The 26,336-nt window shown below is 65.5% G+C and carries 28 protein-coding genes; 13 read left to right on the top strand and 15 right to left on the bottom strand.

Translation table 11 applies throughout. The features are described 5' to 3' along the window. The first annotated feature begins 14 nt into the window (after nucleotides 1-14). Both GQO94_RS18155 and GQO94_RS18160 read left to right on the top strand, forming a co-directional pair. Entirely contained in the window at nucleotides 15-1,193 is a 1,179-nt protein-coding gene (locus GQO94_RS18155; RefSeq protein ID WP_156842826.1) for an amino acid aminotransferase, read from the top strand. 13 nt (nucleotides 1,194-1,206) lie between these two features. Continuing rightward, nucleotides 1,207-1,767, top strand: coding sequence for a GNAT family N-acetyltransferase (locus tag GQO94_RS18160; RefSeq protein WP_156842827.1), 561 nt, complete (start codon nucleotides 1,207-1,209; stop codon nucleotides 1,765-1,767). Here GQO94_RS18160 and GQO94_RS18165 read toward each other — a convergent pair. The 6 genes from GQO94_RS18165 to GQO94_RS18190 are packed head-to-tail and all read right to left on the bottom strand — an operon-like array spanning nucleotide 1,739 to nucleotide 5,694. Beyond that, nucleotides 1,739-2,356 carry a riboflavin synthase gene (locus GQO94_RS18165; protein WP_156842828.1) on the bottom strand — a complete coding sequence of 206 codons (618 nt, stop codon included), beginning with the start codon at nucleotides 2,354-2,356 and terminating at the stop codon, nucleotides 1,739-1,741. The two genes, GQO94_RS18160 and GQO94_RS18165, sit on opposite strands and share 29 nt — an antisense overlap. After that, entirely contained in the window at nucleotides 2,341-3,321 is a 981-nt protein-coding gene (ribD, locus tag GQO94_RS18170) for a bifunctional diaminohydroxyphosphoribosylaminopyrimidine deaminase/5-amino-6-(5-phosphoribosylamino)uracil reductase RibD (protein ID WP_232333016.1), read from the bottom strand. The genes GQO94_RS18165 and ribD overlap by 16 nt, the downstream gene beginning before the upstream one ends. Then, a complete protein-coding gene (locus GQO94_RS18175; protein ID WP_198046033.1) occupies nucleotides 3,314-3,790 on the bottom strand; it encodes a hypothetical protein in 477 nt (158 codons plus the stop codon). The genes ribD and GQO94_RS18175 overlap by 8 nt, the downstream gene beginning before the upstream one ends. A gap of 47 nt (nucleotides 3,791-3,837) precedes the next feature. Beyond that, nucleotides 3,838-4,611 carry a M48 family metallopeptidase gene (locus GQO94_RS18180; RefSeq protein ID WP_232333021.1) on the bottom strand — a complete coding sequence of 258 codons (774 nt, stop codon included), beginning with the start codon at nucleotides 4,609-4,611 and terminating at the stop codon, nucleotides 3,838-3,840. Further along, the gene (locus GQO94_RS18185) at nucleotides 4,565-5,077 is read right to left on the bottom strand and encodes a YcgN family cysteine cluster protein (protein ID WP_156842830.1); all 513 of its coding nucleotides are present in this window, start codon (nucleotides 5,075-5,077) and stop codon (nucleotides 4,565-4,567) included. Before GQO94_RS18185 ends, GQO94_RS18180 begins: the two co-directional genes overlap by 47 nt. Continuing rightward, the gene (locus tag GQO94_RS18190) at nucleotides 5,065-5,694 is read right to left on the bottom strand and encodes an SCO family protein (protein ID WP_232333017.1); all 630 of its coding nucleotides are present in this window, start codon (nucleotides 5,692-5,694) and stop codon (nucleotides 5,065-5,067) included. The genes GQO94_RS18185 and GQO94_RS18190 overlap by 13 nt, the downstream gene beginning before the upstream one ends. Before the next feature lie 167 nt (nucleotides 5,695-5,861). Between GQO94_RS18190 and GQO94_RS18195 the strand changes: the two genes are divergently transcribed. From GQO94_RS18195 to ssb, 5 genes are all read left to right on the top strand, one after another. Further along, on the top strand, nucleotides 5,862-6,434 hold the full coding sequence (locus GQO94_RS18195; RefSeq protein ID WP_232333018.1) for an ankyrin repeat domain-containing protein: 573 nt from the start codon (nucleotides 5,862-5,864) through the stop codon (nucleotides 6,432-6,434). Further along, on the top strand, nucleotides 6,431-7,117 hold the full coding sequence (locus tag GQO94_RS18200; protein ID WP_156842833.1) for a COQ9 family protein: 687 nt from the start codon (nucleotides 6,431-6,433) through the stop codon (nucleotides 7,115-7,117). The genes GQO94_RS18195 and GQO94_RS18200 overlap by 4 nt, the downstream gene beginning before the upstream one ends. 98 nt (nucleotides 7,118-7,215) lie before the next feature. Further along, nucleotides 7,216-7,455 carry a FeoA family protein gene (locus tag GQO94_RS18205; protein ID WP_156842834.1) on the top strand — a complete coding sequence of 80 codons (240 nt, stop codon included), beginning with the start codon at nucleotides 7,216-7,218 and terminating at the stop codon, nucleotides 7,453-7,455. Then, nucleotides 7,452-9,299 carry a ferrous iron transporter B gene (gene feoB, locus GQO94_RS18210; protein WP_156842835.1) on the top strand — a complete coding sequence of 616 codons (1,848 nt, stop codon included), beginning with the start codon at nucleotides 7,452-7,454 and terminating at the stop codon, nucleotides 9,297-9,299. The genes GQO94_RS18205 and feoB overlap by 4 nt, the downstream gene beginning before the upstream one ends. Nucleotides 9,300-9,387: 88 nt before the next feature. Next, nucleotides 9,388-9,942: a single-stranded DNA-binding protein gene (gene ssb / locus GQO94_RS18215; RefSeq protein WP_156842836.1), complete on the top strand. Its 555-nt coding sequence runs from the start codon at nucleotides 9,388-9,390 to the stop codon at nucleotides 9,940-9,942. 262 nt (nucleotides 9,943-10,204) lie between these two features. On the opposite strand, the gene GQO94_RS18220 is transcribed toward ssb, so the two are convergent. Continuing rightward, the gene (locus GQO94_RS18220) at nucleotides 10,205-10,726 is read right to left on the bottom strand and encodes a YceD family protein (RefSeq protein ID WP_156842837.1); all 522 of its coding nucleotides are present in this window, start codon (nucleotides 10,724-10,726) and stop codon (nucleotides 10,205-10,207) included. Further along, on the bottom strand, nucleotides 10,723-11,238 hold the full coding sequence (locus GQO94_RS18225) for a ubiquinol-cytochrome C chaperone family protein (RefSeq protein WP_156842838.1): 516 nt from the start codon (nucleotides 11,236-11,238) through the stop codon (nucleotides 10,723-10,725). Before GQO94_RS18225 ends, GQO94_RS18220 begins: the two co-directional genes overlap by 4 nt. Before the next feature lie 202 nt (nucleotides 11,239-11,440). Here GQO94_RS18225 and GQO94_RS18230 point away from each other — a divergent pair, with 202 nt between their 5' ends. From GQO94_RS18230 to GQO94_RS18255, 6 genes are all read left to right on the top strand, one after another. Continuing rightward, nucleotides 11,441-11,902 (top strand): outer membrane protein assembly factor BamE, encoded by a 462-nt coding sequence (locus GQO94_RS18230; RefSeq protein WP_232333019.1) that lies wholly within the window; start codon nucleotides 11,441-11,443, stop codon nucleotides 11,900-11,902. 55 nt (nucleotides 11,903-11,957) lie between these two features. Next, complete coding sequence (hslV, locus tag GQO94_RS18235; protein ID WP_156842840.1) at nucleotides 11,958-12,518, top strand: ATP-dependent protease subunit HslV; 561 nt, start codon at nucleotides 11,958-11,960, stop codon at nucleotides 12,516-12,518. Between the two features lie 678 nt (nucleotides 12,519-13,196). Beyond that, nucleotides 13,197-14,279 (top strand): FAD-dependent oxidoreductase, encoded by a 1,083-nt coding sequence (locus tag GQO94_RS18240; RefSeq protein WP_156842841.1) that lies wholly within the window; start codon nucleotides 13,197-13,199, stop codon nucleotides 14,277-14,279. 33 nt (nucleotides 14,280-14,312) lie between these two features. After that, entirely contained in the window at nucleotides 14,313-15,623 is a 1,311-nt protein-coding gene (gene hslU, locus GQO94_RS18245) for an ATP-dependent protease ATPase subunit HslU (protein ID WP_156842842.1), read from the top strand. A 29-nt stretch (nucleotides 15,624-15,652) separates the two neighbouring features. Beyond that, a complete protein-coding gene (locus GQO94_RS18250; RefSeq protein ID WP_156842843.1) occupies nucleotides 15,653-16,039 on the top strand; it encodes an ACT domain-containing protein in 387 nt (128 codons plus the stop codon). Further along, a complete protein-coding gene (locus GQO94_RS18255; protein WP_156842844.1) occupies nucleotides 16,036-16,239 on the top strand; it encodes a DUF1737 domain-containing protein in 204 nt (67 codons plus the stop codon). The genes GQO94_RS18250 and GQO94_RS18255 overlap by 4 nt, the downstream gene beginning before the upstream one ends. A gap of 496 nt (nucleotides 16,240-16,735) precedes the next feature. Here the strand turns inward: GQO94_RS18255 and GQO94_RS18260 are convergent, their stop codons facing one another. The 7 genes from GQO94_RS18260 to GQO94_RS18290 all read right to left on the bottom strand — a co-directional run bounded on the left by GQO94_RS18260 (nucleotide 16,736) and on the right by GQO94_RS18290 (nucleotide 25,836). Further along, a complete protein-coding gene (locus tag GQO94_RS18260; protein WP_156842845.1) occupies nucleotides 16,736-17,440 on the bottom strand; it encodes a hypothetical protein in 705 nt (234 codons plus the stop codon). Between the two features lie 6 nt (nucleotides 17,441-17,446). After that, nucleotides 17,447-18,658: a toxic anion resistance protein gene (locus GQO94_RS18265; RefSeq protein WP_156842846.1), complete on the bottom strand. Its 1,212-nt coding sequence runs from the start codon at nucleotides 18,656-18,658 to the stop codon at nucleotides 17,447-17,449. A gap of 112 nt (nucleotides 18,659-18,770) precedes the next feature. Further along, on the bottom strand, nucleotides 18,771-20,258 hold the full coding sequence (locus tag GQO94_RS18270) for a SulP family inorganic anion transporter (protein WP_156842847.1): 1,488 nt from the start codon (nucleotides 20,256-20,258) through the stop codon (nucleotides 18,771-18,773). 148 nt (nucleotides 20,259-20,406) lie between these two features. Further along, nucleotides 20,407-22,227 (bottom strand): ABCB family ABC transporter ATP-binding protein/permease, encoded by a 1,821-nt coding sequence (locus tag GQO94_RS18275; protein WP_156842848.1) that lies wholly within the window; start codon nucleotides 22,225-22,227, stop codon nucleotides 20,407-20,409. A 55-nt stretch (nucleotides 22,228-22,282) separates the two neighbouring features. Next, nucleotides 22,283-23,230, bottom strand: coding sequence for an aspartyl protease family protein (locus GQO94_RS18280; protein ID WP_156842849.1), 948 nt, complete (start codon nucleotides 23,228-23,230; stop codon nucleotides 22,283-22,285). A 69-nt stretch (nucleotides 23,231-23,299) separates the two neighbouring features. After that, a complete protein-coding gene (locus GQO94_RS18285) occupies nucleotides 23,300-24,763 on the bottom strand; it encodes a lipopolysaccharide biosynthesis protein (RefSeq protein ID WP_156842850.1) in 1,464 nt (487 codons plus the stop codon). Next, nucleotides 24,763-25,836, bottom strand: a complete 1,074-nt coding sequence (locus GQO94_RS18290; RefSeq protein WP_156842851.1) for a glycosyltransferase family 2 protein — start codon at nucleotides 25,834-25,836, stop codon at nucleotides 24,763-24,765. Before GQO94_RS18290 ends, GQO94_RS18285 begins: the two co-directional genes overlap by 1 nt. Nucleotides 25,837-26,336: the final 500 nt, after the last annotated feature.

A 26,336-nucleotide genomic window follows, 5' to 3' on the forward strand; every position in this document is an offset into this window, starting at 1 on the left:
AAGCCGCCGCCGCCATGCTTAGCGACCTTCAACAACAGCCCGCCGACGCGCTCCTCGCGCTGATCAAGCTCCACAACGCGGATCCCCGTCCCGACAAGATCGACCTCGGGGTCGGTGTCTACCGCACGGGGCAGGGCGAAACGCCCGTGTTCGGTGCGATCAAGGCCGCCGAGCGCAAGCTTGTCGAGGCCCAGGACTCCAAGGCCTATCTCGGTCCCGAAGGCGACATGGGCTTCGTCACGCGCTTGATGCCTTACATCTTCGGCAAGGATTCGGCCGACATGGGCGGTCGGATCGAAGGCATGCAGACCCCGGGCGGCACGGGATCGCTGCGCCTCGCGTTGGCGATGGTGAAGCGCGCCGGTTACAACCGCATTCTCGTCGGCAAGCCGAGCTGGCCCAACCACGCGCAGATCTGCGCCGACATTGGACTCGAGGTCGGCGAATTCCATCACTCGGCAGCTGACGGTACCGCCAACATGGACGCGCTGCGCGAAGCGCTGTCCAGCGCCGGGCCTGACGACGCGATCCTGCTGCACGGCTGCTGCCACAATCCCACGGGTATCGACTATTCGAACGCCGAGTGGGACGAGATCGCCGGCCTCATCGCCGAACATAAAGTGCTGCCGGTGATCGATCTTGCCTATCAGGGCCTCGGCATGGGCATGGAGGAAGACGCCTACGGGCTGCGCCGCGTGCTGGTCGAAGTGCCCGAAGCGCTGATTTCCTATTCGTGCGACAAGAATTTCGGGCTCTACCGCGATCGCGTGGGTGCGCTTTACGCGATGGTGGCGGACGAAGGCGACTTGTCGCGGGTGATGTCGAACGGCCATTCGCTGGCGCGCGCCAACTGGTCGCAGCCGCCCGATCACGGCGCCGCGGCGGTGCGGATGGTGCTGGAAGACGAAGCGCTCACCGCGCAATGGCTCGATGAGCTGGACCAGATGCGTGAGCGGATGCGTCAGGTCCGCGCCAAGCTGGCGGCGGCGGGCGAAACCGGCGGGGTCGATCTCGCGCCGATCGGCGGGCAGAATGGATTGTTCTCGATCATCCCCTTCACGCCCGAGCAAGTGCAGGAAATGCGTTCGAAGCACGGCATCTACTTTGCCGGATCGGGGCGCATCAACGTGGCTGGACTGACGACGGGGAACATCGATCAGTTCATCGCCGCGGTTGCGGACGTCACCGGCTGATGACCAAGCTCCCATGAATCGCCAGCCGGTCCTCGAAGGGGAGCGGCTGATCCTGCGACCCCTCACTCCGGACGATCGCGACGCGCTCTACGCCGTCGCGTCCGATTCCGAGATCTGGGCGCGCCACCCGGCGCACGATCGCTGGCAGCCCGAAGTCTTCGCGACGTTCTTTGCCGAGGCGCTGGCGCGTGGCGGCGCGCTGGCGATCATCGAGCGCGATAGCGGGCGGATCGTCGGGTCTAGCCAGTTCGCCGAAGTCGATCCGGAGCATCCCGGGGAGATCGAAATCGGCTGGTCGTTCCTCGAGCGCAAGCTCTGGGGCCGCGGCTACAATGCCGAGTTCAAGCGCCTGATGCTGGCCCATGCCCTCGTGCACTACGAAAGCGCGATCTTCCAAGTTGGCGAGGACAACGTGATTTCACGCAGGGCGATGGAGAACATCGGCGGCGTGCTGATCGACCGGACGCGCGACATCGAGCGGTCCGGCGTCATGGTGCATCACGTGATCTACGCGATTACCCGCGAGCGTCTGGCCAACGGGCCGCTCAGCCCCGCAGGCTCTGCATCCGCTTGAGGTAGCGGGCAAGCACGTCGATCTCGAGATTGACTTTGTCGCCCTCCTGCAAGGCGCCGAGCGTCGTCACCTCGGCGGTGTGCGGGATGATGTTGACCGCGAAGTGGCAGGTGCCGTCGGGCTGATCGGTCACATCGTTGACCGTCAGCGAGACGCCGTCGATCGTGATCGAGCCCTTGGGCGCCAGATAGGGCGCCAGTTCCTGCGCGATGGCGAAGCCGATCCGACGCGAATCGCCTTCGGGGCAGATTCCGAGCACTTCGCCGACGCCATCGACGTGACCAGTTACGATGTGACCGCCCAGTTCGTCGCCCAGTTTCAGCGCCGGTTCGAGATTGAGCCGCGCTCCTTCTTCCCACCGCGCGGGAACGGTGCGCGCGACCGATTCGGCTGAGACGTCGACCGCGAACCAGGCATCGCCGGCGGTTCCGCCGCGATCGACCACGGTCAGGCAAACGCCCGAGCAGGCGATCGAGGCACCGATGGCGATACCCTTCGGGTCGAAGGGACAGGCGATGACGAGCCTGAGGTCGCCCGCCTTGCGGACTTCGCGGATCGCGCCAATGGCGGTGACTATGCCGGTAAACATCGCGTCCGGCTGTAGACTTCGAGCGTGTCGCTGCCAAGCCGCCGGATCGCATCGCGTTGCCAGCGGCGGTGCGCTTCCGCCAGCGAGCCGAGGCCGATGTCCCCGATCGCGGCCAGTCCGCTGCCGATGAGGATCGGCGCGCGGTAGAGCAGCAGGCGATCCACCAGGTCGGCGGCCAGGAACGCGGCGGCGGCTCCGGCCCCGCCCTCGATGAAAAGATATTGGACCCCATCCATCGTCGCGATCGCATCGGGCGAGGGCAGGGCGTTCCAGCCTTCGGGCGCTGGCGCGCGGGTCAGCACCCAGCGCTGCGGGCTGCGCGCCTCGAGGCCGGGCAGACGCACGTCGAGGCGCGGCGCGTCATCGCGCAAGGTGCCGCCGCCGACCAGGATCGCATCGGCTCGTGCGCGCATGGCATGGACATGCGCCCGGGCGGCGTCGCCGGTGATCCACTGGCTTTCGCCGGACCCCAATGCGATGCAGCCGTCGAGCGAGGTCGCGAGCTTCAGCGTCACGTGGGGGCGGCCGGTGCCTTTGCTCAGCAGATAGCCGGCAAGGCTTTCCTCAGCCTCCGCGCTGGGCAAGGGATCGACCGCGATCCCGGCCTCGCGGATACGCTGGAGGCCGGCGCCGGCCGTACGCGGATCGGGGTCCATGCAGCCGATGACCACGCGCGCGAGACCGGAGGCGGACACGAGATCGGCGCAAGCCGGCCCGCGTTCGGAGCGGTGTGCGCAAGGTTCGAGAGTCACGTAGAGCGTCGCGCCTTTCGCGGCGTGACCAGCGACCGCAAGCGCGACGGCTTCGGCATGGGGTCGGCCACCGGGTTGGGTCCAGCCGCGCGCGATGACAACACCCTCTCGCACGATAATCGCGCCGACGGCGGGATTGGGCCGGCTGAGCGGACGCGCTCGCGCCGCCACTGCCGCCGCGGCGGCCAGCCAGCGCGCGTCGTCGCTACTCACTCGCGGCTTGCGCCTTTGCTTTGGCGGCACGCTCGGCTTCGGCTTCGGCTTCGGCCCGGAACTTGCGGATTTTTTCGAGTTCGGCCTGTTTGCGCGCGGCTTCCTCGGCATCGGCTTCGCGGGCGATCTTGTCCACGTCCATGCCCGACCAGCGGCCCAGTTCCTTATAGATCGCACGCACATCCTGATCGCGGCGGGCCTGTTCGAGCGCCATCGCTTCCTTGCGCTTCTGATTGGCGATGTTCGAAGCGATGATCTCCGCATCGGTGCGATGTTCGGGCAGAACGGAAATGTATTCTACCTTGGGCGGCAGATGCGGGGCACGGCCTTCCTGCTGATACATCACGTAGAACACGCCGAAGGTGCAAGCGCCCGACAGCGCGAAGATTCGCCAACGATTGCGGCCGGCCTGGTTCCAGACCTCGCGGAAATCCGCAATCATTCCGCGCGGATTGACGTCGCGCCACATTCCGGATCTTTTGAGAAGGGACATGCGCCGTATTTAGGCGCTCCTCGCTAACCGAACAAGCCGTAGAGGCCGCGCCCCTCACGCTTGAGCCAGAGGTTGGCCGCCGCCAGGTCGCCTTCGAACAAGTCGGCAAGGCAGGCGTGGAACGCGGGCGAGTGGTCGAAATGGACGAGATGGGCGACTTCGTGCGCGACGACCGAGCGGCGCACCGCGTCGGGCGCCATCACCAGCCGCCAGTTGATCCGGATCGCACCGTCCGGCGCACAGCTGCCCCAACGACGCTGCGCGCTCGACAGCGCGATCCGAGGAGCGGGGCGGGCGATTCGCGCGCAATAGTCGGCCAGATCCTCGCTCAGCAGCGCGCGCCCTTCCTCCTGCAGCCAGCGGCGCAGACGCGATTGTAGCGAGTGGATCGGACCCCCGACGTGGAGCGCACTGCCATCGGGCCGGGGCTTGCGCGGCGCTTGCGGCTGGTGCGCGATCGTGAGTGCTTCGCCTCGAAACGGCACAAGCGTCCCGTCGCCGATCGGCTCGGCATCGGGGACGCGCGAAAGCTGCTGGGCGATCCAGTCGGTGCGCGTTTCAGCGAAGGCGAGCGCCTCTGCCGTCCGGCCCCAGGCCGGCATCGAGATGCGGACTTCGCGACCATCCGGCGCGAGTCGCAAGGTCATGCGCCTGGCGCGATCCAGTCTGCGGATGACGATGGGCAGATCGCGTTCGCCGACCGTGATCGACGGCTCGGGCGCATCGCGCTGCAGCCAACGAGGCAGCATGTCAGTCGTCGCCATTGGGGTAGGCGTCGCCATCTCGATCGTCGTCATCCTCATCGAGCATCGCTTCGTAGCCTTCGGGCAGGATGGCGTGCTGTTCGATCGGGCCGGCATCGACTTCGCTGATGACTTTGCCAATTACCGCGACCCCAGCCGCGCGCACCGCGTCGCGATCGCCGCTGATGAGATAGTGCCAATCATGCAGCGGCTTGTCGTCCGCGCGCAGGCGATAGGCGCAGGTTTCCGGCAGCCAGGAAATACCGGGCACATTGCGCAAGGTGAGGCGCAGACAATCGGGCACGTGATCGAGCCGGTTGCGATAATCGGCGCAGCGCGCGGTCTTGAGGTCGAGCAGCTTGCACGCGACGTTGGTATGAAAGATGTCGCCGGTATCGGCGTCTTCCAGCTTGTGGGTGCAGCACTGGCCGCAGCCGTCGCACAGCGCCTCCCACTCCTCGCGGTTCAGCGACTCGAGCGGGCGCTCCCAAAAGGGGCGGGGGCCTCCTACTTTACCCATTTCTCGAGATCCGCGGCGACGGCCGCGCTTGCTTCCTTGAACCCTTCGGGCGTGCCCTTCGCCGCTTTCTCGACCGGCAGCATCGCCAGGGGATCGCCGTTGGGCGCCATCAGGTAGGCGACTCGCGAGTGGTCCATCAGATAGCCGCCCGAGGTTTCGTCCCCTTTGGCGTAGTAGGCGGCAAAGGCATCGGCGGCCTGCTTCACTTGCGCGGGCGTGCCGGTCAGACCCAGCAGACGCGGAGAGAACGCCGCGGTCCATTGGCCGACGACTTCGGGCGTATCGCGTTCGGGGTCGATCGAAATGAAGACCGGCTGCACTTTCGCGGCCAGATCCGGGTGCTCCTTGGCGAACCGATTGAAGCCCATCATCATCGCTTGCACATCGAGCGGGCAGGCATCGGGACAGAACGTGTAGCCGAAATAGATGATCGCGTAGCGGCCGCGCAGATCGGACCATTTCACCGTGCGACCGGTCTTGTCGACCAGCGTGAACGGTCCGCCGAGCGCCGCGCCTTCGAGCGGCGGCCGCTCGTCGGCGCCAGACGAAGCCCCGCCGCAGCCGGCCAGAGCAAGAGACAGAGAAAGAGCGAAGGTGGCGCAAAGTCTGGATAACATGGCGCGGCGCTTCATGCTCTGCTAAGCGCAGCCATGCAAGCACAAGCCCGGTGTGATCGGTGGAAGGGCGGGCAATGAACTGGAAGGACAGGACAAAAGTGATCAGGCAGGTCCGGCGGCGCGGTAGAGCCTTTATCCTTGCGAGCGCGGGGTTGATGGCGTTGGCCATGGCGCCGCAGCCAGCGTTGGCGCAGTTTTCCGACAGCTACAAATTCCTCGAGGCGGTCAAGAAGAAGGACGGCGAGAAGGTCGAGCAGGCTCTCAGCGAACCGGGGTCGACGGTGGTGAACGCGCGCGATGTCACGTCGGGCGAAACGGCGCTGCACATCGTCACCGAGCGGCGCGATATTACCTGGCTGCGCTATCTGGTCGGCAGGGGCGCGAACGTCAATGCGCGCGACTCGCGCGGCGTCACGCCGTTGCAGATGGCCGTGAGCCTCGGCTGGATCGACGGCGTGCGCTACCTCGTCGAAAGCAAGGCGCGGCTCGACGAAACCAATGTCGCGGGCGAGACGCCGCTGATTAGCGCGGTCCACCGCAAGGATCTAGCAATGCTGCGCATCCTGCTGGGGGCCGGCGCCGATCCCGACCGCGCCGACAATTCGGGGCGGTCAGCGCGGGATTACGCCAAGCTCGATGCGAACAGTGCGGTCATCGGTGCGATTGCCGCGCGCGACGCGGCGCGCGAGAAGGACAGTGACAGCGCGCCGCAGCAAGCCACATACGGACCCACGCTATGACCGAGCATGCGATCAAGGACGGCCCGACACCCGGCGACGGCGAGACGCTCGAGACCTTGCGCCTCCGACTTGCGCCCGAGATTGCGCAGGCGGCGGTGTTCGACGGCTGGAGCCCGGAGGCGATCCGTCAGGCGGCGGTGGCTGCCGATGTCGATCCCGACGTCGCGGCCTACGCCTTTCGCGATGGTGCGATGGACATGATCGCGGCCTGGATCGCCTATGTCGATACCGTCATGGCCGCCAAGCAGGACCCTGCGCAGATCGCGACACTGCCGGTGCGCGAGCGGATCCGTAGGCTCGTCCTCACGCGACTCGATGCGATCACGGGACAAGAGGAAGCCCTGTCGCGTGCGATGGCGATCATGGCGATGCCCCAGAACGCGAAGCGTGCGCTCAAGCTCGGCTGGCATAGTGCCGATGCGATGTGGCGGCTCGCGGGCGACACCGCGACGGACTACAATCACTATACCAAGCGCGCGATCTTGGCCGGCGTCTACGGCGCGACGCTGTCGGTCTTCGCCAGCGACGATAGCGAGGGCAAGATCGAGACACGCGCGTTTCTCGATCGCCGGCTTGACGGCATCATCCGCTTCGAGAAGGCCAAGGCCTCTCTGATGCGCACGCCGGAGAACATCTTCAGCATGGCCCGCTTTCTGGGCAGATTGCGCTATCCGGCGAACTAACCGTTCCCGCTAATCCCTGAAGAACCGCGACGCAGTGGCCTGAAATAGTTATTGCGAACAAGTTGCAATATGTCGCTCGATCTGGCAGCGAGGACAGCATGACGCTCGACCATCTTCCGCTAGGCACGCAAGCTCGCATCATCGCGGTCGACTGGTCGCGACTCGTGGCCGAGGAAGGCGCGCGCTTGCGGGCGCTGGGGATCGACGAAGGCGCGAAGATCGCGGTGGCGCATCGCGGCGTGTTCGGCGGAAGCGATCCGCTGGCCGTGGTCGTCGGGCGGATGACGGTCGCGGTCCGGCGCGTGCATGCCGCGGCGATGGACGTGGAGGCGCTGTGAACCGGCAACGCAAGGTCGCCCTCGTCGGCAATCCCAATGCGGGCAAATCGGCGCTGTTCAATGCGCTGACCGGGGCGCGGCAGAAGATCGCGAATTATCCCGGCGTCACGGTCGAGCGCAAGGCGGGCCGCATGGTCCTACCTTCGGGCGAACCGATGGAGCTCACCGACCTGCCGGGCGCCTATGGTCTCGATCCGACGAGCCCGGATGAGGAAGTGACCAGCAAGGTCATTCGCGGCGAGTTCGTCGGAGAGGCGCAACCCGACGCGCTGATCGTCGTGATCGATGCCTCGAACCTCGAGCAGCACCTGGTGTTCGCGCAGGAAATCATCGCGCTGGGCAAGCCCACCGTGGTCGCGCTCAACATGCTCGATCTGGCCGAGCGCGACGGGCTGGTGCTCGATCCCGCCGTGCTCGAACAGGAACTGGGCGTGCAGGTCGTGCCTACGGTCGCCGTACGACGGCGCGGGCTTGCCGAACTGGCCGAGGCCCTCGCGGCCGCCGAGACGCGGCATCCCGGGCCGGGGCAGACGGATCTCTCGCTGACCGAGCGGCGCTTTGCCGCGCACGCCATGGCCAGTGCCGCGATCCTTTCCGAATCGCAGCGCCATCGCCTCCATGCGCGCCTCGACCGGATGCTGCTGCATCCCTGGCTGGGCCCGATCGTGCTGCTGGCCTTGCTATTCGTCATCTTCCAGGCGGTGTTCGCCTGGGCGACTCCCTTTTCCGATGCCCTGGAAGCGGGAGTGGGCGCATTAAGCGGCCTCGCCTCGGCCACGATCCCGGCCGGTTTCGTGCAGGACCTGATCGTTCAGGGCCTGCTCGCGGGCGTGGGTGCGGTGGTCGTCTTCCTGCCGCTGATCGTGATCCTGTTCGCCTTTATCCTCGCCATGGAACAGTCGGGCTACATGGCGCGCGCCGCTTTCCTGATGGACCGGATGATGGCGGGAGTCGGCCTCTCCGGGCGCAGTTTCATCCCGCTGCTGTCGAGCTTCGCCTGCGCCATTCCCGGGATCATGGCAACTCGCTCGATCCCCGATCCCAAGGACCGGCTGACGACGATCCTGATCGCGCCGCTGATGACCTGCTCGGCGCGGCTGCCGGTTTACGCGGTCATCATCGCCGCCTTCATTCCCCAGCGCACCGTGGGCGCGGGCATCGGTCTGCAGGGCCTCGTCCTTTTCGCGCTTTACGGATCGGGGGTCATCGGCGCCCTGATCGCGGCGCTGGTTCTGCGGCGCTCCTTCACCAAGGGCGCGGCAAGCGGCTTCATCATGGAGATGCCCAAGTACCAGCTGCCCAATCTCAAGGACATGGCGATCGGCCTGTGGCAGCGCGCCTGGATCTTCCTGCGCCGCGCCGGGACGATCATCTTCATGGTCACGATCGTGCTGTGGCTTCTGCTCAGCTTTCCCAAGGCGGGGCCGGGCGAGAGCCAGGTCGACGTGTCGATCGCGGGCAGACTGGCAAACGGGCTTGCGGTAGTGGTCGAGCCGATCGGCTTCAATCGCGATATGGCGCTGGCGCTGATCCCGGCTATGGCGGCGCGCGAAGTGGCGGTGAGCTCGCTCGCGACGACTTACGCGGTCGATACCGGCGATGACGAGGACGCCGAGGCGGTGGCGCTGGGCGATCAGCTGAAAGCGCGCTGGACGCTGCCGATGGCGCTCGCGTTCCTGGCCTGGTTCGTGTTCGCGCCGCAGTGCCTCTCGACCATCGCCGTCGCGCGGCGCGAGACCAATGGCTGGAAGTGGCCGGCCTTCATGCTCGCCTACTTGTTCGCGCTGGCCTATCTGGCGGCGGGAGCGACGTTCTGGATTGCCAGAGCGATGGGGCTCAGTTGACCGGTTGAAAACCGGGCCGGCCGGACTCGCACGGCCTGCCCGCTTTGGCTAACCCCGTGCCTCAGATTCGAGAGGACAGGTATTCTCCATGGCAGGCAGCCTCAACAAAGTCATGCTCATCGGCAATCTCGGCGCCGATCCGGAAGTGCGTTCCTTCCAGAACGGCGGCAAGGTCGCGAACTTGCGTATCGCAACGTCCGAAACCTGGAAGGACCGCAACACCGGTGAGCGTCAGGAACGCACCGAATGGCACACCGTCGCGATCTTCTCTGAAGGTCTGATCGGCGTGGTCGAGCGGTTCCTGCGCAAGGGCTCCAAGGTCTACATCGAAGGCCAGCTCCAGACCCGCAAGTGGCAGGACCAGTCGGGCAACGACCGCTATTCGACCGAGATCGTGCTGCGCGGCCTGAACGGGACGCTGACCATGCTTGATGGTGCCCAGGGCGGCGGTGGCGGCTCGCGCGGGGGCGGCAGTGGTGGCGACTGGGGCGGCGGCAATCGTTCCGGCGGCGGGGGTGACGATTGGGGCAGCAGTTCCTCTTCGGGCGGATCTTCGTCCGGCGGCTCGCGCGGCGGCGGCAACGACTGGGGCGGCGGGGGCGGCAGCCTCGGCGACGACCTCGACGACGATATCCCGTTCTGATTGGCGTTATTTATCGCGGTACTATCGACTGATGGGATCGTAAGGCTGGGGAGCTGACGGGAGCGCCCCCTGCCATGCGATTACCGGCGTCATGCTGAACTCGTTTCAGCATCCATTTCGCCACAGCCTCAGGTTTCGCTGAGCCGCATGGATGCTGAAATAGGTTCAGCATGACGGAAGCGAGGGGAGCGCAAGGGCTAAGGGGTGGTAGGCGTCGTGTCCGGACCTAGGTGGCAGCGCCCGCCTAAGGCCCTTTTCCGCTCTATTTCCGGCTGCCTTGCCCCAACCCTTTCAGCACGGCGAAGGGGCTGTTGTCCTCGGGCGTCGTCAGTCCGGCTTGGCGACGCGCCTCTTCGGCATCGGGGCCGGTGAGATAGGGATCGATCGCAAGCCCCAGCGTCTGGGCGACGGCCTCGCCAAGGTCGAAATGGGAACCATCGTATTCGATCTCGTCGAGATCCTCGGCTTCGAGTTCGAGTTCCTCGGGCAAGTCAGCGGGATCGGCGGCGGGCACGAAGCGCAGCGCGATCTCCTCGTGGATCGAGACCGGCAGATCTTCGGACGAAATCGCGCAGCTTTGCACCACGTCTGCGTCCAAGGTCCCGTTGGCGGCCACGTCGCGACCCTTGCGCCGCAGCAGCACGACGGCCTCCAGCCGATCGACCCGCACGATGTCGAAGCGCCGGGCCAGCGCCGCGCGCTCGGCTTCATCGGCGACGAGACGAACCTCCCGCCCGTCGATCTGGCGCACGTCGAAACTATGGGAAAATTCGGAAGACGTCACCGTGCGATCCTGCCTGCCAGCAGGTCATCGGCAGAGGCGGCGTCGATCTGCGCGGCAAGCTCGCTCACTCGTTCGGCGAGCGCATCGGGCGCGGTGCCATCGCGCATCGAGACATTGCGTACCAGCGCATCGCGCAAGGTGTCGCCGCCTTCGGCCAGGCCCTCGCGCATCGCCGCGATCCGGCCTCCGAGCACGCCCATCAGCTTCCCCATCCGCTTGCCCACGACGAGATCGCCGACCCCCGACTGCCGCAGTTGCCCGTCCATGTCGTCCACGAACAGTTCGGTGAGATAGACAGACGGCGCGATCAGGCGCTCCTCGCGCTCCATCCGCAGCATCACGATCGCCAACACCAGCGTGACGGCATCGAACCGGCCCGGAACGGTGTCGGCGACGCCGCATTGCGCATACCAGGGCTTTTCGCGCGCGATCTCCACCACGCGATGCCACAGCGGACGCAAGGCGTCTCTCTTGTCGGACCCCTTGCCGAACAGGCGGGAGATAAATGACACAGCGCGAAACCGACCTTTCATTCAGCGGCAATTCAACCGACGCCGCGCATCGCCGCCATTGCACGCGGCCGCGCGGAGCCCTAAGGCTTCCGGCCGATATATGGGCAGGGCCGGATGTCGCAATGACTTCCTTTCGGCACGGGCCTCGCAAGAGAATTTTGGAGTCTCAATCACGATGCGCGCGATCTCTTCCAGGATCCTGATGGCCGGTGCAGTCCTAGGTCTGGCCGTTGGTGCCAGCGGGTGCAGCTCGATCAAGGATCACCGCGGCTACATCGTGGATCGGGCGCTCGTCGATTCGATCCAGCCGGGCATCGACAATCAGGGCTCCGTCGAGAAAACGCTGGGCCGGCCCACCTTCGTCAGCCAGTTCGGCTCGAAGGACTGGTATTACGTGTCCCGCAATACCGCGACCAACGCGTTCCAGAAGCCGAAGACCTACGAGCAGATGGTGCTGCGCGTCCGTTTCGACGAGGCCGGCAACGTCGCAGGGGTCGACAAGCGCGGCGTCGAGCAGATTGCGCGGATCAGCCCCGAGGGCGACACGACTCCCACGCTCGGACGCCACCGTAGCTTCCTCGAGGACCTGTTCGGCAATGTCGGCGCGGTCGGTGCCGGCGGCGTAGGCGGCGTTCCGACCGGTCCGGGGCCCAACGGCAGCTAGACCTGGCGGGTATCGGCCGGTTGAACCACCGGGCAGCGGGCATATATCCGCTCCCATGGACAACAGCGCGGCGAGCCACGGCCTTATCCAGTGGCACGGAACCACCATCATCGGCGTGAAGCGCGACGGCAAGACCGTCGTCGCCGGGGACGGGCAAGTCTCGATGGGCAACACCGTGATGAAGCCGAACGCGCGCAAAGTGCGCCGCATCGGCAAGGACGAAAAGGTCGTCGCCGGCTTCGCCGGCGCGACCGCCGATGCTTTCACCTTGTTCGAACGGCTGGAGAAGAAGCTGGAGCAATACTCCGGCCAGTTGACGCGCGCGGCGGTGGAATTGGCCAAGGACTGGCGCACCGACAAGTATTTGCGCAATCTCGAGGCGCTGATGATCGTTGCTGACGCCGAAGTGATGCTGGTGATCACCGGCAACGGCGACGTGCTCGAGCCCGAAGGCGGCATCGCCGCGATCGGCTCGGGCGGCAACTACGCCCTGTCCGCCGCCCGCGCGCTGGTCGACTACGAGGACGACGCGGAAAATATCGCACGCCGGGCGATGCAGGTCGCGGCGGAAGTGTGCGTGTTCACCAACGATCAGGTGACGGTCGAGGTCGTCTGAGGACGGTGCGGCTTACGACATTGCTCCCGGCCGCTCGACCCGGCCTGCATTGGCAGATTGCGAAGCCATCGCTACGGCAGCTTATCGCAATCCCGGCATAACTGCGGCCGTTCCGGACTCGACGACGTTGCGGACGTTTGGTGCAAGTTCACCGATTGGTGCTATGAGATAGGGAATGGCACCAGCTGGCATCTTGATCGGGCTCTGCGCATTCTTATGGCCGCTCGTTCAGAATAGAACGGTCTTGCCCGTTCAGCAGCGCGGATGGACGAGGGATGCTTACATTCTCCTTTTCATCCTCTTATGGTTTCCTGGGTTCTTTTTCGGAGGAAATCTAGGCGGTGGCCTCGCTGCTGTCGCTTTTGGAAATATCTCCGCAGCCATACTGGCTGGAGTTACCCTAGGCGTCGCCGTTGGCACCTGTATAATCCCATTGCTATTTCTAACGGCAAGAGTCTGGTCGTCAAAAAGGCGGAGCGCCTAAGGTCAGCTTCCCACGACTTTCCGGTCATTGGGGCGTGCCGGGCCGCCCCGGCAAACCAGCCATTCCGCCGAGCTGCTTCGCGGCCCGAAAGCCGACATGGCAGGTCATCATATTGTAAGCGGGAAGGGTCACCCATTTGGAAAAAACCGTAGGTCCCGGTTCCTTTCCCCGCTTCGCCACCATAGAACCGCGCGATGGATCGGCGGGGTTTCATCGGATCGACTGCGGCCAGCCTGGCATTGGGGGCCTGCGCGAATCTGCCGCGTGCGGCGTTGGCTCCGGCGCCAGCATGTCTGCCGCGTGTCGATGTCTCCGAGAAACGTATCATTCGCAAGGTCGCCGGACTTCGACCCTACCGCCGCTCGGGCTTCGTTGTCCGGGCCGAGGCGTTGGGAGCGAAGCGGCTGGTGCACAATTACGGGCACGGCGGCTCTGGCATCACGCTGAGCTGGGGCACCTCGCAATTGGCGCTCGATCTGGCGCGCGTCGGTCCCGGCGAACCGGTGGCGGTGATCGGCGCGGGCGCGGTCGGGCTGGCCACGGCGCGGCTGGCGCAGGAGCGGGGCGCGCGCGTCACGGTCTATGCCGCCGCGCTGCCGCCCGAGACGACATCGAACATCGCCGGCGGGCAGATCAAGCCCGCGCTGCTGCGCCGCGCCGATGCGGTCGACGATGCCTGGCGCGCCCAGTTCGCATCCGCGCTCGATTATTCCTGGCGGCGCTTCCAGATCCTGGTGGGCGAGCGCTACGGCGTGCGCTGGGTGCCGACATACGAAGGCGGAACCCAGCCTTCGGCATGGCCTTCGGAGATGGTCCACGCGGGCGCGGTGGCGATCCCGGCTACCGACAGCCCTTTCGGCCGCCCCACGCGCCGCTACCAGACGATGTACGTCGAGACCGGGCATTATCTCGAACAGCTGATGCGCGACATCGTCGCGGCGGGCGGTCGCATCGAAGTGCGCGCCTTCGCCTCTGCCGAGGAAATCGCGCGGCTGCCAGAAACGGTGGTGATCAACTGCACGGGGCTGGGATCGCGCGACCTGTTCGAGGATGCCGAACTTATCCCGATGCGCGGGCAACTGGCGGTACTGCTGCCGCAGCCCGAGATCGGCTACGCCTACGAATTCCACGATGGCTACATGTTTCCCCGGCCCGACGGCATCCTGCTGGGCGGCACGTATGAGCGCGGCGAGGAGCAAGCCGAGACCACCCCCGAAGCGATCGCGAAAATCATCGCCAACCACGCGGCCATCAATGCGAGGGCCTGCGCACCTTGACCCCGGGGGCTGCGCTCCCCAATTCCAGCGCCAATGAACACGACCCCAGAAGCGCTCACCCCCAAGGCCATCGTTGCCGCTCTCGATGACCACATCGTCGGACAGAAGGACGCAAAACGCGCCGTCGCCGTAGCCCTGCGGAACCGTTGGCGTCGCCAGCGCCTGCCCGAGGACTTGCGCGACGAGGTAACGCCCAAGAACATCCTGATGATCGGCCCCACCGGCTGCGGCAAGACCGAGATCAGCCGCCGCCTTGCGCGGCTGGCCGATGCGCCGTTCGTGAAGGTGGAGGCGACCAAGTTCACCGAAGTCGGCTACGTCGGCCGCGATGTCGAGCAAATCGCGCGCGACCTCGTCGAAGAAGCGATCCGCATCGAGAAGGAACGCCGCCGCGAGGCGGTGAAGGAAGCCGCGTCCGAGGCCGCGATGGAGCGCCTGCTCAACGCCATCGTCGGCGAGGGCGCCAGCGAGGCGACGCGCGAGAGCTTTCGCCAGCGGGTGAAGGATCACTCGATGGACGAATCGGAAATCGAGATCGAGGTCGAGGATCAACCCAACATGCCGATGGAGATCCCCGGCATGGGCGGCTCGGTCGGCATGATCAACTTGTCGGACATGATGGGCAAGGCGCTCGGCCAGAAGCCGACCAAGCGCCGCCGGATGAAAGTGCCCGAGGCCTGGGAAAAGCTGATCGACGAGGAGTCCGAAAAGCGCATGGACCAGGACGACGTCGCCCGTGTCGCGCTGGCCAATGCCGAGACCAACGGCATCGTCTTCCTCGACGAGATCGATAAGATCGCGGTCTCCGACGTGCGCGGCGGCTCGGTCAGTCGCGAAGGCGTGCAGCGCGATTTGCTGCCGCTGATCGAGGGCACCACCGTAGCCACCAAGTACGGCCCGATGAAGACCGACCATGTGCTGTTCATTGCCAGCGGCGCGTTCCACGTCGCCAAGCCGTCCGACATGCTGCCCGAATTGCAGGGCCGCTTGCCGATCCGGGTCGAGCTGAAGGCGCTGACCGAGGAAGACTTCGTGCGCATTCTTTCGGAAACGCGCGCCAATCTGGTGGCGCAGTACAAGGCGCTGCTCGGTACGGAAAAGGTGACGGTGGACTTCGCGCCCGACGCCATCGCCGAAGTCGCCAAGATCGCGGCGCAAGTGAACGAAAGCGTCGAGAACATCGGCGCACGGCGCTTGCAGACGGTGATGGAAAAGCTGCTCGACGAATTGAGCTTCGAAGCCGAGGACCGCGTCGGCGAGACAGTCACGATCGACGCGGCTTACGTGCGCGACCGGCTCGAGGATCTGGCGGGCGACGCCGACTTGTCCAAGTACATCCTGTGAGCGAGGCACGGGTTCGGGGCCGCGACGCGATGCTCGCGGCGATGGACCCGGTGCTGGACGAGGAGACCTGGGTCTTCTGCACGTTCGCCGAGGGCATCCGCCGCGATGTGACGCCGATGGCGCTGGCGCTGTTCCGCGAGGAGGAGGGCCTTTCCGCGATCCTCTCGCTGGCTGACGCGCGCAGTCTGTCGCTGCCGCTCGACCAGCCGATGCGGCGGATCACGCTGCGGGTGCATTCCGCGCTCGATGGCGTCGGGCTGACGGCGGCGGTCGCGGGCGAACTCGCGGACGCGGGGATCGCCTGCAACATGGTCGCGGCTTATCACCACGATCACGCCTTTGTGCCCGCCGCCGACGCCGAGCGCGCGCTTGCGCTCTTGCTCACGTTGCAGGAGCAGGTCAGGAACGCGGCATGAGCACGCCCCCCGACGACCGCCCGATCTACCGCCTCCTCACCGGAAAGGACGACCGTGCCTTCTGCGATCGCGTGTCCGAGGCGCTGGAGCAGGGCTGGCGGCTGTACGGCTCACCCAGCCTGGCGTGGGACACCGAGAACAATTGCATGAAGGCGGCGCAGGCCGTGGTCTGGAAAGACGCGGATGTTGTGAAGGGGTGAGGGTTGGTTGCGGTTGGTGGCGCATGGCCTTCGACAAGCTCAGGCTGAGCGGGTTTTGTGAGGGGTAAACAAGAACTTGATCACGAAATATAACCCACATCCGCTCAGCCTGAGCTTGTCGAAGGCCACGCGCTGAGGGTAGTTCTCGGGAATGCATTGGGCGGCTACACCGCCAAACGGTTGCCGGTGAAACTACTTTGGTCTGAGGACTTTCCGACACGGGACGAAGCCTTTGCGGCGGAGCGGCAGATTAAGGGCTGGAGCCGTGCGAAGAAGGAAGTCTTGATCGCCGGTGACTGGGATAGGGTTTCGGACCTTGCCAGGTCTCGAACCGGATCAAAGCCCGATCGCGACTGACGGCGCATGGCCTTCGACAAGCTCAGGCTGAGCGGATGGGGGTTGTGGATCTCAAAATTTTGACACTTCGAACTCGTACATACCCCCGCTCGGCCTGAGCTTGTCGAAGGCCACGCGCCACCGCTAGCCTCCTGAACCCTCAGCCACCCCCCGCAGTCACGTACTTCGTCTCCAAAAACCTCTCACGCACCGCCAGCGCGTTCAGTTCGTTCTTTGCCAGATGTTCGGACATCGTCTCGATCTCGTCGGCGATGACCTTGAGGCCGTTCGACAGCTGCGTCTCGGGCGTCACCCCGCTCGGGCCGGGCTTGCCGTGGAGCGAGCGCGGCAGCTTGGTGTAGCTGTCGACCAGCCCGGGCAGATGCTCGGTCAGCAGCTTGCGCACTTCGCGCGCGGCGGGCTCGTGTTCGGGCAGGGTCTCGAGCTGCGGCGAGAGCTGTTCGAGCCGCGCGCCGATCAGGTCGACCAGATCGAGCGCGGGCGGGGGCAGGGCGCGGCGGCGGCTTTCGAGCCAGAGTTCGGTCGATCCGGCGAGTTCGGGCAAGTCCGCTTCGGGCAAGTTTTCCGCGCGGGGGCGCGGGGTGGAGGGGTAGATCGCCAGCACGCAGAACGTGACGATCGAGGCCAGCATCAGCAGCACCAGCGTACCGTCGGCCAACCCGCCGAGGCCAATGCTCGCGGCGATGGTGCCGAGGATGAATAGCGCGACGCTCAGGAAAGCCCGGCGCAGGCGGCGCATGCGATAGCGCCAGCGCTCTTTCTTGGCGCGGTGCAGGCGCAGCGCGCGTTGCCGCCGGGCATCGCGCAGCACGAGCATCTGCTTGGGGGAGCGGGAGGTGTTCATCGCGGGCTAGTCGAGCGCTTCGAGGCGCGAGAGTTCGCTTTGCGCCTTGTTTGCGCCTTCCGCCTGGCCTTGCGCGCGCGCGATGTAGGCCTTGGACTTGCCGATTTCGCCTTCGAGCGCGGTGACCGTCTGCTTCATGTTGTCGAGCGCCTTCAGCTTAAAGGTGTCGATCGTGTCCATGGTGTCGTAAATGTTCTGGAAGGCGCGGCTCAGCGTTTCGAGCGGGATGGTCGAGCCCGCCGCCTGCTCGTGAATGCGCGCGGTGTTGTCCTTCAGCATGCGGCCGGTGCCATCGATGATGTTGGCGGTGGTGGTGTTGAGCGCGGTGATCTGGTCGAGCACCAGCTTCTGGTTCGCCATCGCCTGCGCCACCGTGACGGCGGTGCGCAGCGCGCTGACCGTCGTGGTCGAGGCGCGATCGACGCCCTTGATTAATTCGACGTTGTTCTTCTTGACCAGATCGAGCGCGAGGTAGCCCTGCACGCTGACCGCCATTTGCGTCAGCAGGTCCTGCGTGCGCTGGCGCACGTAGAAGAGCGCGGTCTCGCGGATCGCCTTGGCCTTGGCGGGATCGGTGTGATCCAGATCGGCGGCCTTCTGCTCCAGCCCCGCGTCGAGCGCCTTCGACATGTGGATCATCTGTTCCAGCTTGCCGAGCGCGGCCCACAGGTTCTGCCGCTCCACGTCGATCGCGGCGTTGTCCATCAGCAGCTCGTCCTTGCCGCCCTGGAGGCGGGCGAGGATCGCGCTGATGTGGCCTTGCGCGCTCTTGTAGCCGTCGAAATAGTCGCGCAGCTTGTTGCCGAAGGGGATCACGCCGAACAGCTTGCGCGGCGCGAGCAGGTTGCCTCTCTTGGAGGGATCGAGATCCTCGACCGTGCGGCGCAGCTCGGCAAGGTCGGCGCCGACGCCTTCGCTTTCGTCCATCGCGCGGATCGGGCGGTCAAGAAAGCGGTTGGACTGGCCCGATGCCTCGGAAATCTCGCGCCGGCCCATCGCCGCGATCTCGTCGACGCGGCGGCCGAATTCCGGCGAGTTGGTATCCTGCGCGGAAAGATCGGCGATGAAATCGTCGACCTTCACTTGCAGCTTGGTGCGGGTTTCCTCGCTGACGGGGACGAGCCCCGCCGCGCGCTCGGCCTTGACCGGTGGTACCGGGTCGGGTGGCGTCAGGGTGAGGGTATCAACTGGATCCTGGGTCGTGGTCTCGGTGGCCATGCACTGTCCTCGGCTGTCCCGGAAAAAAGGGCCTGGAGGAAATCTAGGCGTAGGCACCCGGGTTCACAAGCAGAGCCCGACCGGGGGGCGATCCCGCTCGACCAGAGGGGGATCAGTGCGGCACGGCCCCAAGCTCGACGCCGGTCTTGTCGTGCAGCGCGAACTTGTCGACGATGTCCTTGCTCGCTTCGTTGTAGCCGACAACGCGCACGCTGGCGCCCGCCTTGTCGAGCTTGCTCACCACCTTGTCGAGCGCGCCGACTGCCGAGATGTCCCAGAAGTGTGCGTGAGTCACGTCGATGGTGACCTGCTTCGCGGTCTCGCCGAAGCTGGCCATCCGGTCGAGGAAGCGGTGGACCGAGGCGAAGAAGACTTCGCCCGAGATGTGGTAGGTCGCCAGTGCGCCGTCGGCGCTTTGTTCGCGCTCGATGCGGAAGAGCTTCTGGACCTTCTGCGCGAAGAAGATGCCCGAGAGCAGCACGCCTGCCGCGACGCCGAGCGAGAGATCGTGCGTGCCGACCACCACCGCGACGGTCGTGAGCATCACCACCGAACTCTGCCAGGGGTGGCGTCTGAGGTTGGGAATCGAGTTCCACGAGAAAGTGCCGATCGAGACCATGATCATCACCGCGACCAGCGCGGGCATCGGCACTTGCCCGACCCAGCGGCCCAACAGCGCGAGCAGGACAAAGAGGAACACACCAGCCGTCAGCGTCGACAAGCGCCCGCGCCCACCCGAAGTGACGTTGATCACCGACTGGCCGATCATCGCGCAACCGCCCATGCCGCCGACGATGGCGGCGACGATGTTGGCGATGCCCTGGCCGCGGCATTCGTAGCGCTTGAAGGAATCGGTGTCGGTCATGTCGTCGACGATCTGCGCGGTAAGCAGGGATTCGAGCAGGCCGACGGCCGCCATCGCGGCAGAGAACGGCGCGATGATCCGCAGCGTCTCCCAGGTCAGCGGCACTTGCGGCAGGCCGATCTCGGGCAGGCCCGTCGGAAGCGAGCCCATGTCGCTTACAGTGGATACCGGCAGATCGAGGCCGATCGAGAGCACCGACAGCACCAGGATCGAAACGAGCGGGGAGGGCACCGAAGTCGTCAGGCGCGGCAGCAGGTAGATGATCGCAAGGCCCAGCGCGACCAGGGCGTATGTATGCCAGGTCACGCCGACGAGCTGCGGCAGCTGCGCCATGAAAATCAGGATCGCGAGCGCGTTGACGAAGCCGGTGATGACCGAACGCGAGACGAACTGCATCACCAGATTGAGCCGCAGGATGCCCGCGAGAATCTGGAACACGCCCATCAGGATCGTTGCGGCGAACAGGTATTCGACCCCGTGCGCGCGCACCAGCGGACCGACGAGCACTGCGACAGCTGCCGTCGCCGCCGAAATCATGCCCGGCCGCCCGCCCGTGAAGGAAATCACGATCGCGATCGCCACCGAGGCCCACAGTCCGACCCCCGGATCGACCCCGGCAATGATCGAAAAGCCGATCGCTTCCGGGATCAGCGCCAGTGCGACGACGATGCCGGCAAGAATGTCGGCGCGCGGATTGCTGGTCCAGTCGCGGCGCATCGCGGCAAGGTAAGTCATGTTCGGTCCGTCGCTGTTCGGCGGCCCCGTGAGGGCGGTTGCGGTAAGGCAGGCGCGCTCGCGCCCGCGAAATGTTTGCGAAGCGCGCCCATGCCCGATCCCCGGCGCGGGGGCAAGGCGCGCCCGGCTCCGCGGCACACCGAAGGCCTTACTCGGCCGCTTCGCTCATTTCCTCGGCTTCGGCGGCCTGGCGCGCCCACATTTCGGCGTAGAGGCCATCGCAGCGGAGCAGTTCCGAATGCGTCCCGCTCTCGGCAAGGCGGCCTTCGGAGAGCACCAGGATGCGATCGGCATCGGCGATGGTCGAGAGCCGGTGCGCGATCGAAATCGACGTGCGGTCCTGCGAGACCCGGTCGAGCGTCGCGAGAATGTCCTGCTCGGTTCTGGAATCGAGCGCACTGGTGGCCTCGTCCAGCATCAGGATCGGGGGATCCTTCACCAGCGTGCGGGCGATCGCAACGCGCTGCTTTTCACCACCCGACAGCTTGAGCCCGCGTTCGCCGACTTCCGTATCGAAGCCTTGCGGCAGGCGCTCGATCAGCGGCGTCAACGCGGCCGCGCGAGCGGCCCGCTCGACATCTTCGTGCGTCGCATCGACGCGGCCGTACGCGATGTTGTAGCCGATCGTATCGTTGAACAGCACCGTGTCCTGCGGGACGATCCCGATCGCCGCGCGCACCGAGGCCTGTGTCACTTCGCGGATGTCCTGCCCGTCGATCAGGATGCGGCCCGACTGCGGATCGTAGAAACGAAAGAGCAGGCGGGTCAGCGTGGACTTGCCCGCGCCCGAGGGGCCGACGATGGCGTAATGGCTGCCCGCCGGCACTTCGAACGAGAGTCCGTGGAGGATCGTGCGATCCTTCTCGTAAGCGAAGTGCACGTTCTCGAACGTGACCGAGGGGCGCGCGATCACCAGCGCGGGAGCGCCGGGGGCGTCCTTCACTTCGACATCGGTGTCCATCAGGCGGAACATCTCGGCCATGTCGATCAGGCCCTGGCGGATCGTGCGGTAAACGGTGCCCAGCATGTCGAGCGGGCGGAAAAGCTGGGTGAGATACGTGTTTACGAATACGAGATCGCCCACCGTCATCGTACCCCGCGACCAGCCATAGACGGTATAGGCCATCGCGCCCGCCATCAGCAGGTTCACGATCACGGCTTGCGTGATGTTGAGCAGGCCCAGCGAATTCTCGCTCTTTACGGCGGCTTTCGCATAGGCGCTGGTGGCCTGGGCGTAGCGGGCCTTCTCGCGTCCTTCGGCGCCGAAATACTTCACCGTCTCGTAGTTCAGCAGCGAATCGACCGCGCGGCTCATTGCCTGGCCGTCGAGCTTGTTCATCTTCTCGCGCAGAGCCGAGCGCCATTCGGTGATCCACCGCGTAACTGCGGCGTAGGAGATCACCGCGACGGCCGTGGCGATCACGAGGCCAAGCCCGAAATTGATATAGAAGATCACTGCAACCGCGATCAGTTCGATGACGGTGGGCGCCAGGTTGAACAGCAGGAAGTAGAGCATCACGTCGATGCTCTTGGTGCCGCGCTCGACGACCTTGGTGACTTCGCCGGTGCGCCGTCCCAGGTGGAAGCGCAGCGAAAGCTGGTGCAACCGCTCGAACACGTCCTCGGCGAGGTTGCGCGTGGCTTCCTGTCCGACGCGCTCGAAGATGATGTTGCGCAGATTGTCGAAGCAGACCGAGGCAAAGCGACCCAGCGCATAAGCGGCAACGAACGCGAAGGCGATCGTGACCACGGGCTCGGCCCCGTCGGTCATCGCATCGACCGCGCTCTTGTAGAAGAAGGGCAATGCTAACGTCGTCGCCTTGGCAGCGAGGATCAGCACGATCGAAACGACGATCCGCCAGCGCAGGCCCGTGCTCCCCGCCGGCCACAAGTAAGGCAGGAACCGGGCGACGGTATGCCAGCCGTCGTGGCGGGCATTGGGATCGTTGGTGGCGGTATCGGGCGGCATGGGCCCTTATGTAGTCCGGGCGCAGGGAAACGAAAGACTGCGCGCGGGCAATACCCTACTGGTCGATCCGCGACGGGTGATCGACGTAGTTCACGATAGGGCGCACTTCATCGACATCGAAACGCACTTCGCGGGTGGGGAAATCGATCGCGACCCGGCGAAACGCGCGCAATTCACGCATCCCGAGGAACAGCGCCGGCTTCGCGTGCAGATCGAGCTCGCGAAACGCGGGCGTGTCGGCAAACGCGATTGCGACGTTGGTGACCTGCAGCTTTCCGATCGTGAGCTTGGTCGCGACGCCCATTTGCGCAGCGAGCGTCTGTCCGGTCACGCTCGCGATCGTCGCCGAGCCGCGATCGCGGCCGCGTAGGGCGCGTTGCAAGGCGAGATTGCCGATCGAATGGCTGGCACCGGTATCGACGACGACCGAAGTCTTCACCCCGTCGATGACCGCGCGGGCGATGATCAGCTGGCCGGACTTACGGCGGGCACGCACGACGATGTCGAAGCCGCTGCTGCCGCCCAGATCCTGCGGATCGCCTATCGCGATGAGATTTTTGTCGAAGTCGAGCAGGACGCGGCGGTCCTGCAAGCTGTCGGTCCCGACGATGCCGTCGGCGCCGATATGGCGTCCATCGAGCAGCGGGACGTCGAGCCCGGTCAGCGTCTGCTCGCCAAAGCGCATCTCCTCGATCCGCGCGCTCGCGACGCCACTGATCCCGGCGATCGAAACGATCCGCACGCGCGGTCCGGAAGCGAGCGCCAGGCTTTCGGCCACTCGCGTGGCAACGGCCGTGCGCTGCGACCCGGTATCGATCAGGAACTGGTATGGCCCCTTGCCGTGGAGGGCCACGGGCACCGTCAGCCGCGCATGGGCGTCCTCGATGCCATCGACGATGTCCTCGCCGACAGGAGGAACCTCGCTCGCAATCCTTGTCGTTTCGGCCTGCAGGATCACCGGGTTGGCGATCAGCAGAGCCAGCGTAGCCGCCGTGCCGGCCATTGATTTTTCTCCCACCATCCGGTTCGACGACCGGTGGCAGATCCTACCACGCCTGGCGCGGGTGCGCCATCAAGCAGGTACGAGCTCGGGAGGGCGGCGGCGGATCACGAGCGCAATCATCTCGTCGAGCGTGCTGCGCGAGAACACGAAGATGATCGCGGCATAGACGAGGCCGCCGAAGCCTGCCTGCACCACCAGCGAGAGCCAGGCGGGCAGCCCGCCGAGTCCGAGCGCTGCGAATTTGACGAGCGCGGCCATCGCCGTCGCCGCGCCCAGCGCGGGCAGGATCGCGCGGGCCAGATCGCTGGCGCTGACCCCCAGCAAGTGGCGGCTCTGCCAGAACGTGAACAGCGGCATCGCCGGGAAGGCGATCACCCAGGCCCAGGCGAGGCCGATTGCACCGTACTGCACGCCGACGAGGAAGGCCGCGATCATAACCAGCGCGCCGAAGATGGAAGTGCGCAAGGTAATCCGCGGGTGGCCCAGCGCATTGATGGCGGGGGCGAAGAGGATGTGCAGCGTGAACGCCGGCATGGCGAGTGTGATGATCGCGACGATGGGCGCCATCGCCCGCCATTTCTCGCCGAAGATGGTCAGGACCGCAGGTTCGGCGGTGACGCCCAGCCCGAGATAGATCGGCATCGTCACCAGCATGATCAGCCGCAGCGACTTGCAGAAGGCCGCGCTCAGAGCAGGGCGGTCATCCTGGAGACGCGCGTAGGCCGGAAAGGCGACGTCGTTGAGCGGCGGCACGAACTTGTTCGCGACGAGCATGGTGAGGAAGAGCGCTTCAGCATAGAGCCCGAGGTCGTGCGGATCGAGGCTGCGTCCGGCGATGAAGATGTCCGCCTGGGTCTGGATGGTCCAGAAGAAGTGGCTGCCGAGCAGCAGCAGGCCGAAGTTCAGCATGCCGCCCGCACCGCGCAAGTCGAAACAGGGCATGACGCGGAAGCGCGACTGCAAGACGAGGGTCGCCGCGCGTGTCCAGAACATCGCCAGTGGCGCCCACACCAAGGTCCACACGCCAAGTCCCGCCAGGGCGCAGCCGAGCGAGGTCGCAGCCATCGCGATGGTCGCGGTGAAGTTGGCGATTGCCGGGCGGCGGAAATCGAGATCGCGCACCATCAGCGCTTCGGGGATCGCGATGAAGGGAATTGCGAGGTAGATGAGCGCCTGCACGCGCAAGAGGTCGCCGATCAATGGCTGGCGATAATAGGCGGCCGCGAGCGGCGCGATTCCCAGTTGCAGCGCGGCAAGGGCGCCGTTGACCATCAGCAGCAGGCCAAATCCCTGTCGTATCATGCGCTCGTCGAGGGACTTTTCCTTTACCAGGGAACTGGCAAAACCGTAGCCGTTGAGGAAACTCAGAAAGCTGAGCACGACCTGCGTCATTGCGAACAGCCCGTAATCTTCGGGCCGCAGAATGCGCACGACTGCCAGCGTCGCAGCCCATGCGACGACTTGCGAAACGATCTGACTGCCCGAACGCCAGAACAGGGCGCTGCGGACCGAGCCGGTCATATCCTGTGCCATCAGGTGGCTCCGCGACGCGAAGAAAGGATGCTCGTCAGTGCTTGTACCGCGTTGCCGCCGTTGCCGCGGCGGTGCATCGCGCGGCGCCATCGCAGCATCGGCGGCGCGAGCGGCGGTGCCAGCTTCCACAAGGCGTAGGCCGCGTTCCACATGATGCTGGGAGCCCCGTGCCGAACTCGGTCGTGGGCCGTCTGCAGCCGGCCGACGCGCTCGCGGCTGCTATGCGCGATCACGGCGTTGACTGCGGTCTCGAACGCGACGGAGGCGTACTGCTCTGCGAGAAGGGCGTCGATCAGGGCGATTTCCGGTGCCCCCTCCGGAAGCTTGGTCCGCGCTTTTTCATAAACGCGGATATTGCCCGCAATCATCTTCAAGGTCACAGCCGAAGCGGACGAGGAGCGTATCCGATAATCCCCCAGGACTTCGTCGACGAAACGGGCGTGCCCGCCAAGCTGGAGGAGCCGGACCCAGAAATCGAAGTCTTCGGCATGGGCCATGGCCTCATCGAAACCGCCGACGGCATCGAAGTCGGCGCGCCAGAACATCGCGCCGATATAGACTCCGTAAGAACGATCGAGAACGTTCGCGAGCGTGCCCCTGCCACGGGCGTCGCCCTGCGGCCGTGTAAAGCAGAGGCGATCCTCGGGCACGGCGCCGAAGATCCTGGCGTTGCAGCTGGCGAATCTCGCCGACGGATCGGCCTCGAGTGCGGCGACCATTTTCTCCAGGTACGTCGGGCGCAGAAGGTCGTCCCCATCAAGAAGCGCGACGAGCGGCGCATGGCTCGCACGGATGGCGGTATTGCGGGCGGCGGAGACGCCCTGGTTCTCCGTCGAGAGGAAACGGATCCGTTGGTCGGCAAGAAAGGGCGTGACCGCAGTGGCGACGTCGTCGGGGGCTCCGTCGTCGATGACGATGCATTCCCAGTCCGCTAGCGTCTGCACCTGAAGCGAGCGCAACGCCTCTTTAAGCAGATGCGCGACGCCGTAGGCCGGGACGATGACCGAAACGCGCGGCCCTTCCCGCGAGATACGCACGGCCGTCGCTTCGGTCGGGGTGGCATCGACATCCATGCGCCCTCCCTAGGACCGCCGCTCTTAAAGAATCGCTTAAGCATGAAGAGCGCGCATGACGGCCGAAGTGCAGGGGCGAGATGCATCACTCGCAGCGAATCTTTGGCGATGCCCCGCGAAGAATCGGCTCGGACCGCGATTCCCCTCAGCGTGAATCAGAGCAGTTCGGGCGAAAAAAGCCTTATATCAGTGGCTTAGCGGCTACGACCCCGAAGAGAAGGCGGCGGGGACTCGCCTTTTTCCTCCTGCGATTCGCCGCCGGACGGCCAAATCTTCCACGCTCACGACACAAAATTTCGGCGCAAAAACCCCGGTTTGCGGGGCTTTTCGAAGCATGATGAAAGTTTTTTGAAAAAAGGGTTTGACCGAATCCCGAGTCCCCCATAGAAGCCGCTTCACCGACGGGGACAACGCCGCTTCAAACGGCTCCCGCCGGTCGCCAACATAGACGGACAACAAGTCCTCCGAGTAAAAACGGGGGGCGATAGTTGTCCGCCTTG

It is taken from the genome of Novosphingobium aquimarinum (assembly GCF_009746585.1).
Lineage (GTDB): Bacteria > Pseudomonadota > Alphaproteobacteria > Sphingomonadales > Sphingomonadaceae > Novosphingobium > Novosphingobium aquimarinum.

Coding starts and splice junctions, on each gene's coding strand:
- GQO94_RS18250 (WP_156842843.1), top strand. CDS start 15,653: ATGCTCGCGGCGATGGACCCGGTGCTGGACGAGGAGACCTGGGTCTTC.
- GQO94_RS18180 (WP_232333021.1), bottom strand. CDS start 4,611: ATGACGACGATCGAGATGGCGACGCCTACCCCAATGGCGACGACTGAC.
- GQO94_RS18270 (WP_156842847.1), bottom strand. CDS start 20,258: ATGACTTACCTTGCCGCGATGCGCCGCGACTGGACCAGCAATCCGCGC.
- hslU (WP_156842842.1), top strand. CDS start 14,313: ATGAACACGACCCCAGAAGCGCTCACCCCCAAGGCCATCGTTGCCGCT.
- GQO94_RS18240 (WP_156842841.1), top strand. CDS start 13,197: ATGGATCGGCGGGGTTTCATCGGATCGACTGCGGCCAGCCTGGCATTG.
- GQO94_RS18230 (WP_232333019.1), top strand. CDS start 11,441: ATGGCCGGTGCAGTCCTAGGTCTGGCCGTTGGTGCCAGCGGGTGCAGC.
- GQO94_RS18265 (WP_156842846.1), bottom strand. CDS start 18,658: ATGGCCACCGAGACCACGACCCAGGATCCAGTTGATACCCTCACCCTG.
- GQO94_RS18200 (WP_156842833.1), top strand. CDS start 6,431: ATGACCGAGCATGCGATCAAGGACGGCCCGACACCCGGCGACGGCGAG.
- GQO94_RS18195 (WP_232333018.1), top strand. CDS start 5,862: ATGGCGCCGCAGCCAGCGTTGGCGCAGTTTTCCGACAGCTACAAATTC.
- GQO94_RS18190 (WP_232333017.1), bottom strand. CDS start 5,694: ATGTTATCCAGACTTTGCGCCACCTTCGCTCTTTCTCTGTCTCTTGCT.
- GQO94_RS18205 (WP_156842834.1), top strand. CDS start 7,216: ATGACGCTCGACCATCTTCCGCTAGGCACGCAAGCTCGCATCATCGCG.
- GQO94_RS18290 (WP_156842851.1), bottom strand. CDS start 25,836: ATGGATGTCGATGCCACCCCGACCGAAGCGACGGCCGTGCGTATCTCG.
- GQO94_RS18255 (WP_156842844.1), top strand. CDS start 16,036: ATGAGCACGCCCCCCGACGACCGCCCGATCTACCGCCTCCTCACCGGA.
- GQO94_RS18175 (WP_198046033.1), bottom strand. CDS start 3,790: ATGTGGCGCGACGTCAATCCGCGCGGAATGATTGCGGATTTCCGCGAG.
- GQO94_RS18155 (WP_156842826.1), top strand. CDS start 15: ATGCTTAGCGACCTTCAACAACAGCCCGCCGACGCGCTCCTCGCGCTG.
- GQO94_RS18285 (WP_156842850.1), bottom strand. CDS start 24,763: ATGGCACAGGATATGACCGGCTCGGTCCGCAGCGCCCTGTTCTGGCGT.
- GQO94_RS18185 (WP_156842830.1), bottom strand. CDS start 5,077: ATGGGTAAAGTAGGAGGCCCCCGCCCCTTTTGGGAGCGCCCGCTCGAG.
- GQO94_RS18165 (WP_156842828.1), bottom strand. CDS start 2,356: ATGTTTACCGGCATAGTCACCGCCATTGGCGCGATCCGCGAAGTCCGC.
- GQO94_RS18280 (WP_156842849.1), bottom strand. CDS start 23,230: ATGGCCGGCACGGCGGCTACGCTGGCTCTGCTGATCGCCAACCCGGTG.
- ssb (WP_156842836.1), top strand. CDS start 9,388: ATGGCAGGCAGCCTCAACAAAGTCATGCTCATCGGCAATCTCGGCGCC.
- GQO94_RS18160 (WP_156842827.1), top strand. CDS start 1,207: ATGAATCGCCAGCCGGTCCTCGAAGGGGAGCGGCTGATCCTGCGACCC.
- GQO94_RS18275 (WP_156842848.1), bottom strand. CDS start 22,227: ATGCCGCCCGATACCGCCACCAACGATCCCAATGCCCGCCACGACGGC.
- GQO94_RS18260 (WP_156842845.1), bottom strand. CDS start 17,440: ATGAACACCTCCCGCTCCCCCAAGCAGATGCTCGTGCTGCGCGATGCC.
- hslV (WP_156842840.1), top strand. CDS start 11,958: ATGGACAACAGCGCGGCGAGCCACGGCCTTATCCAGTGGCACGGAACC.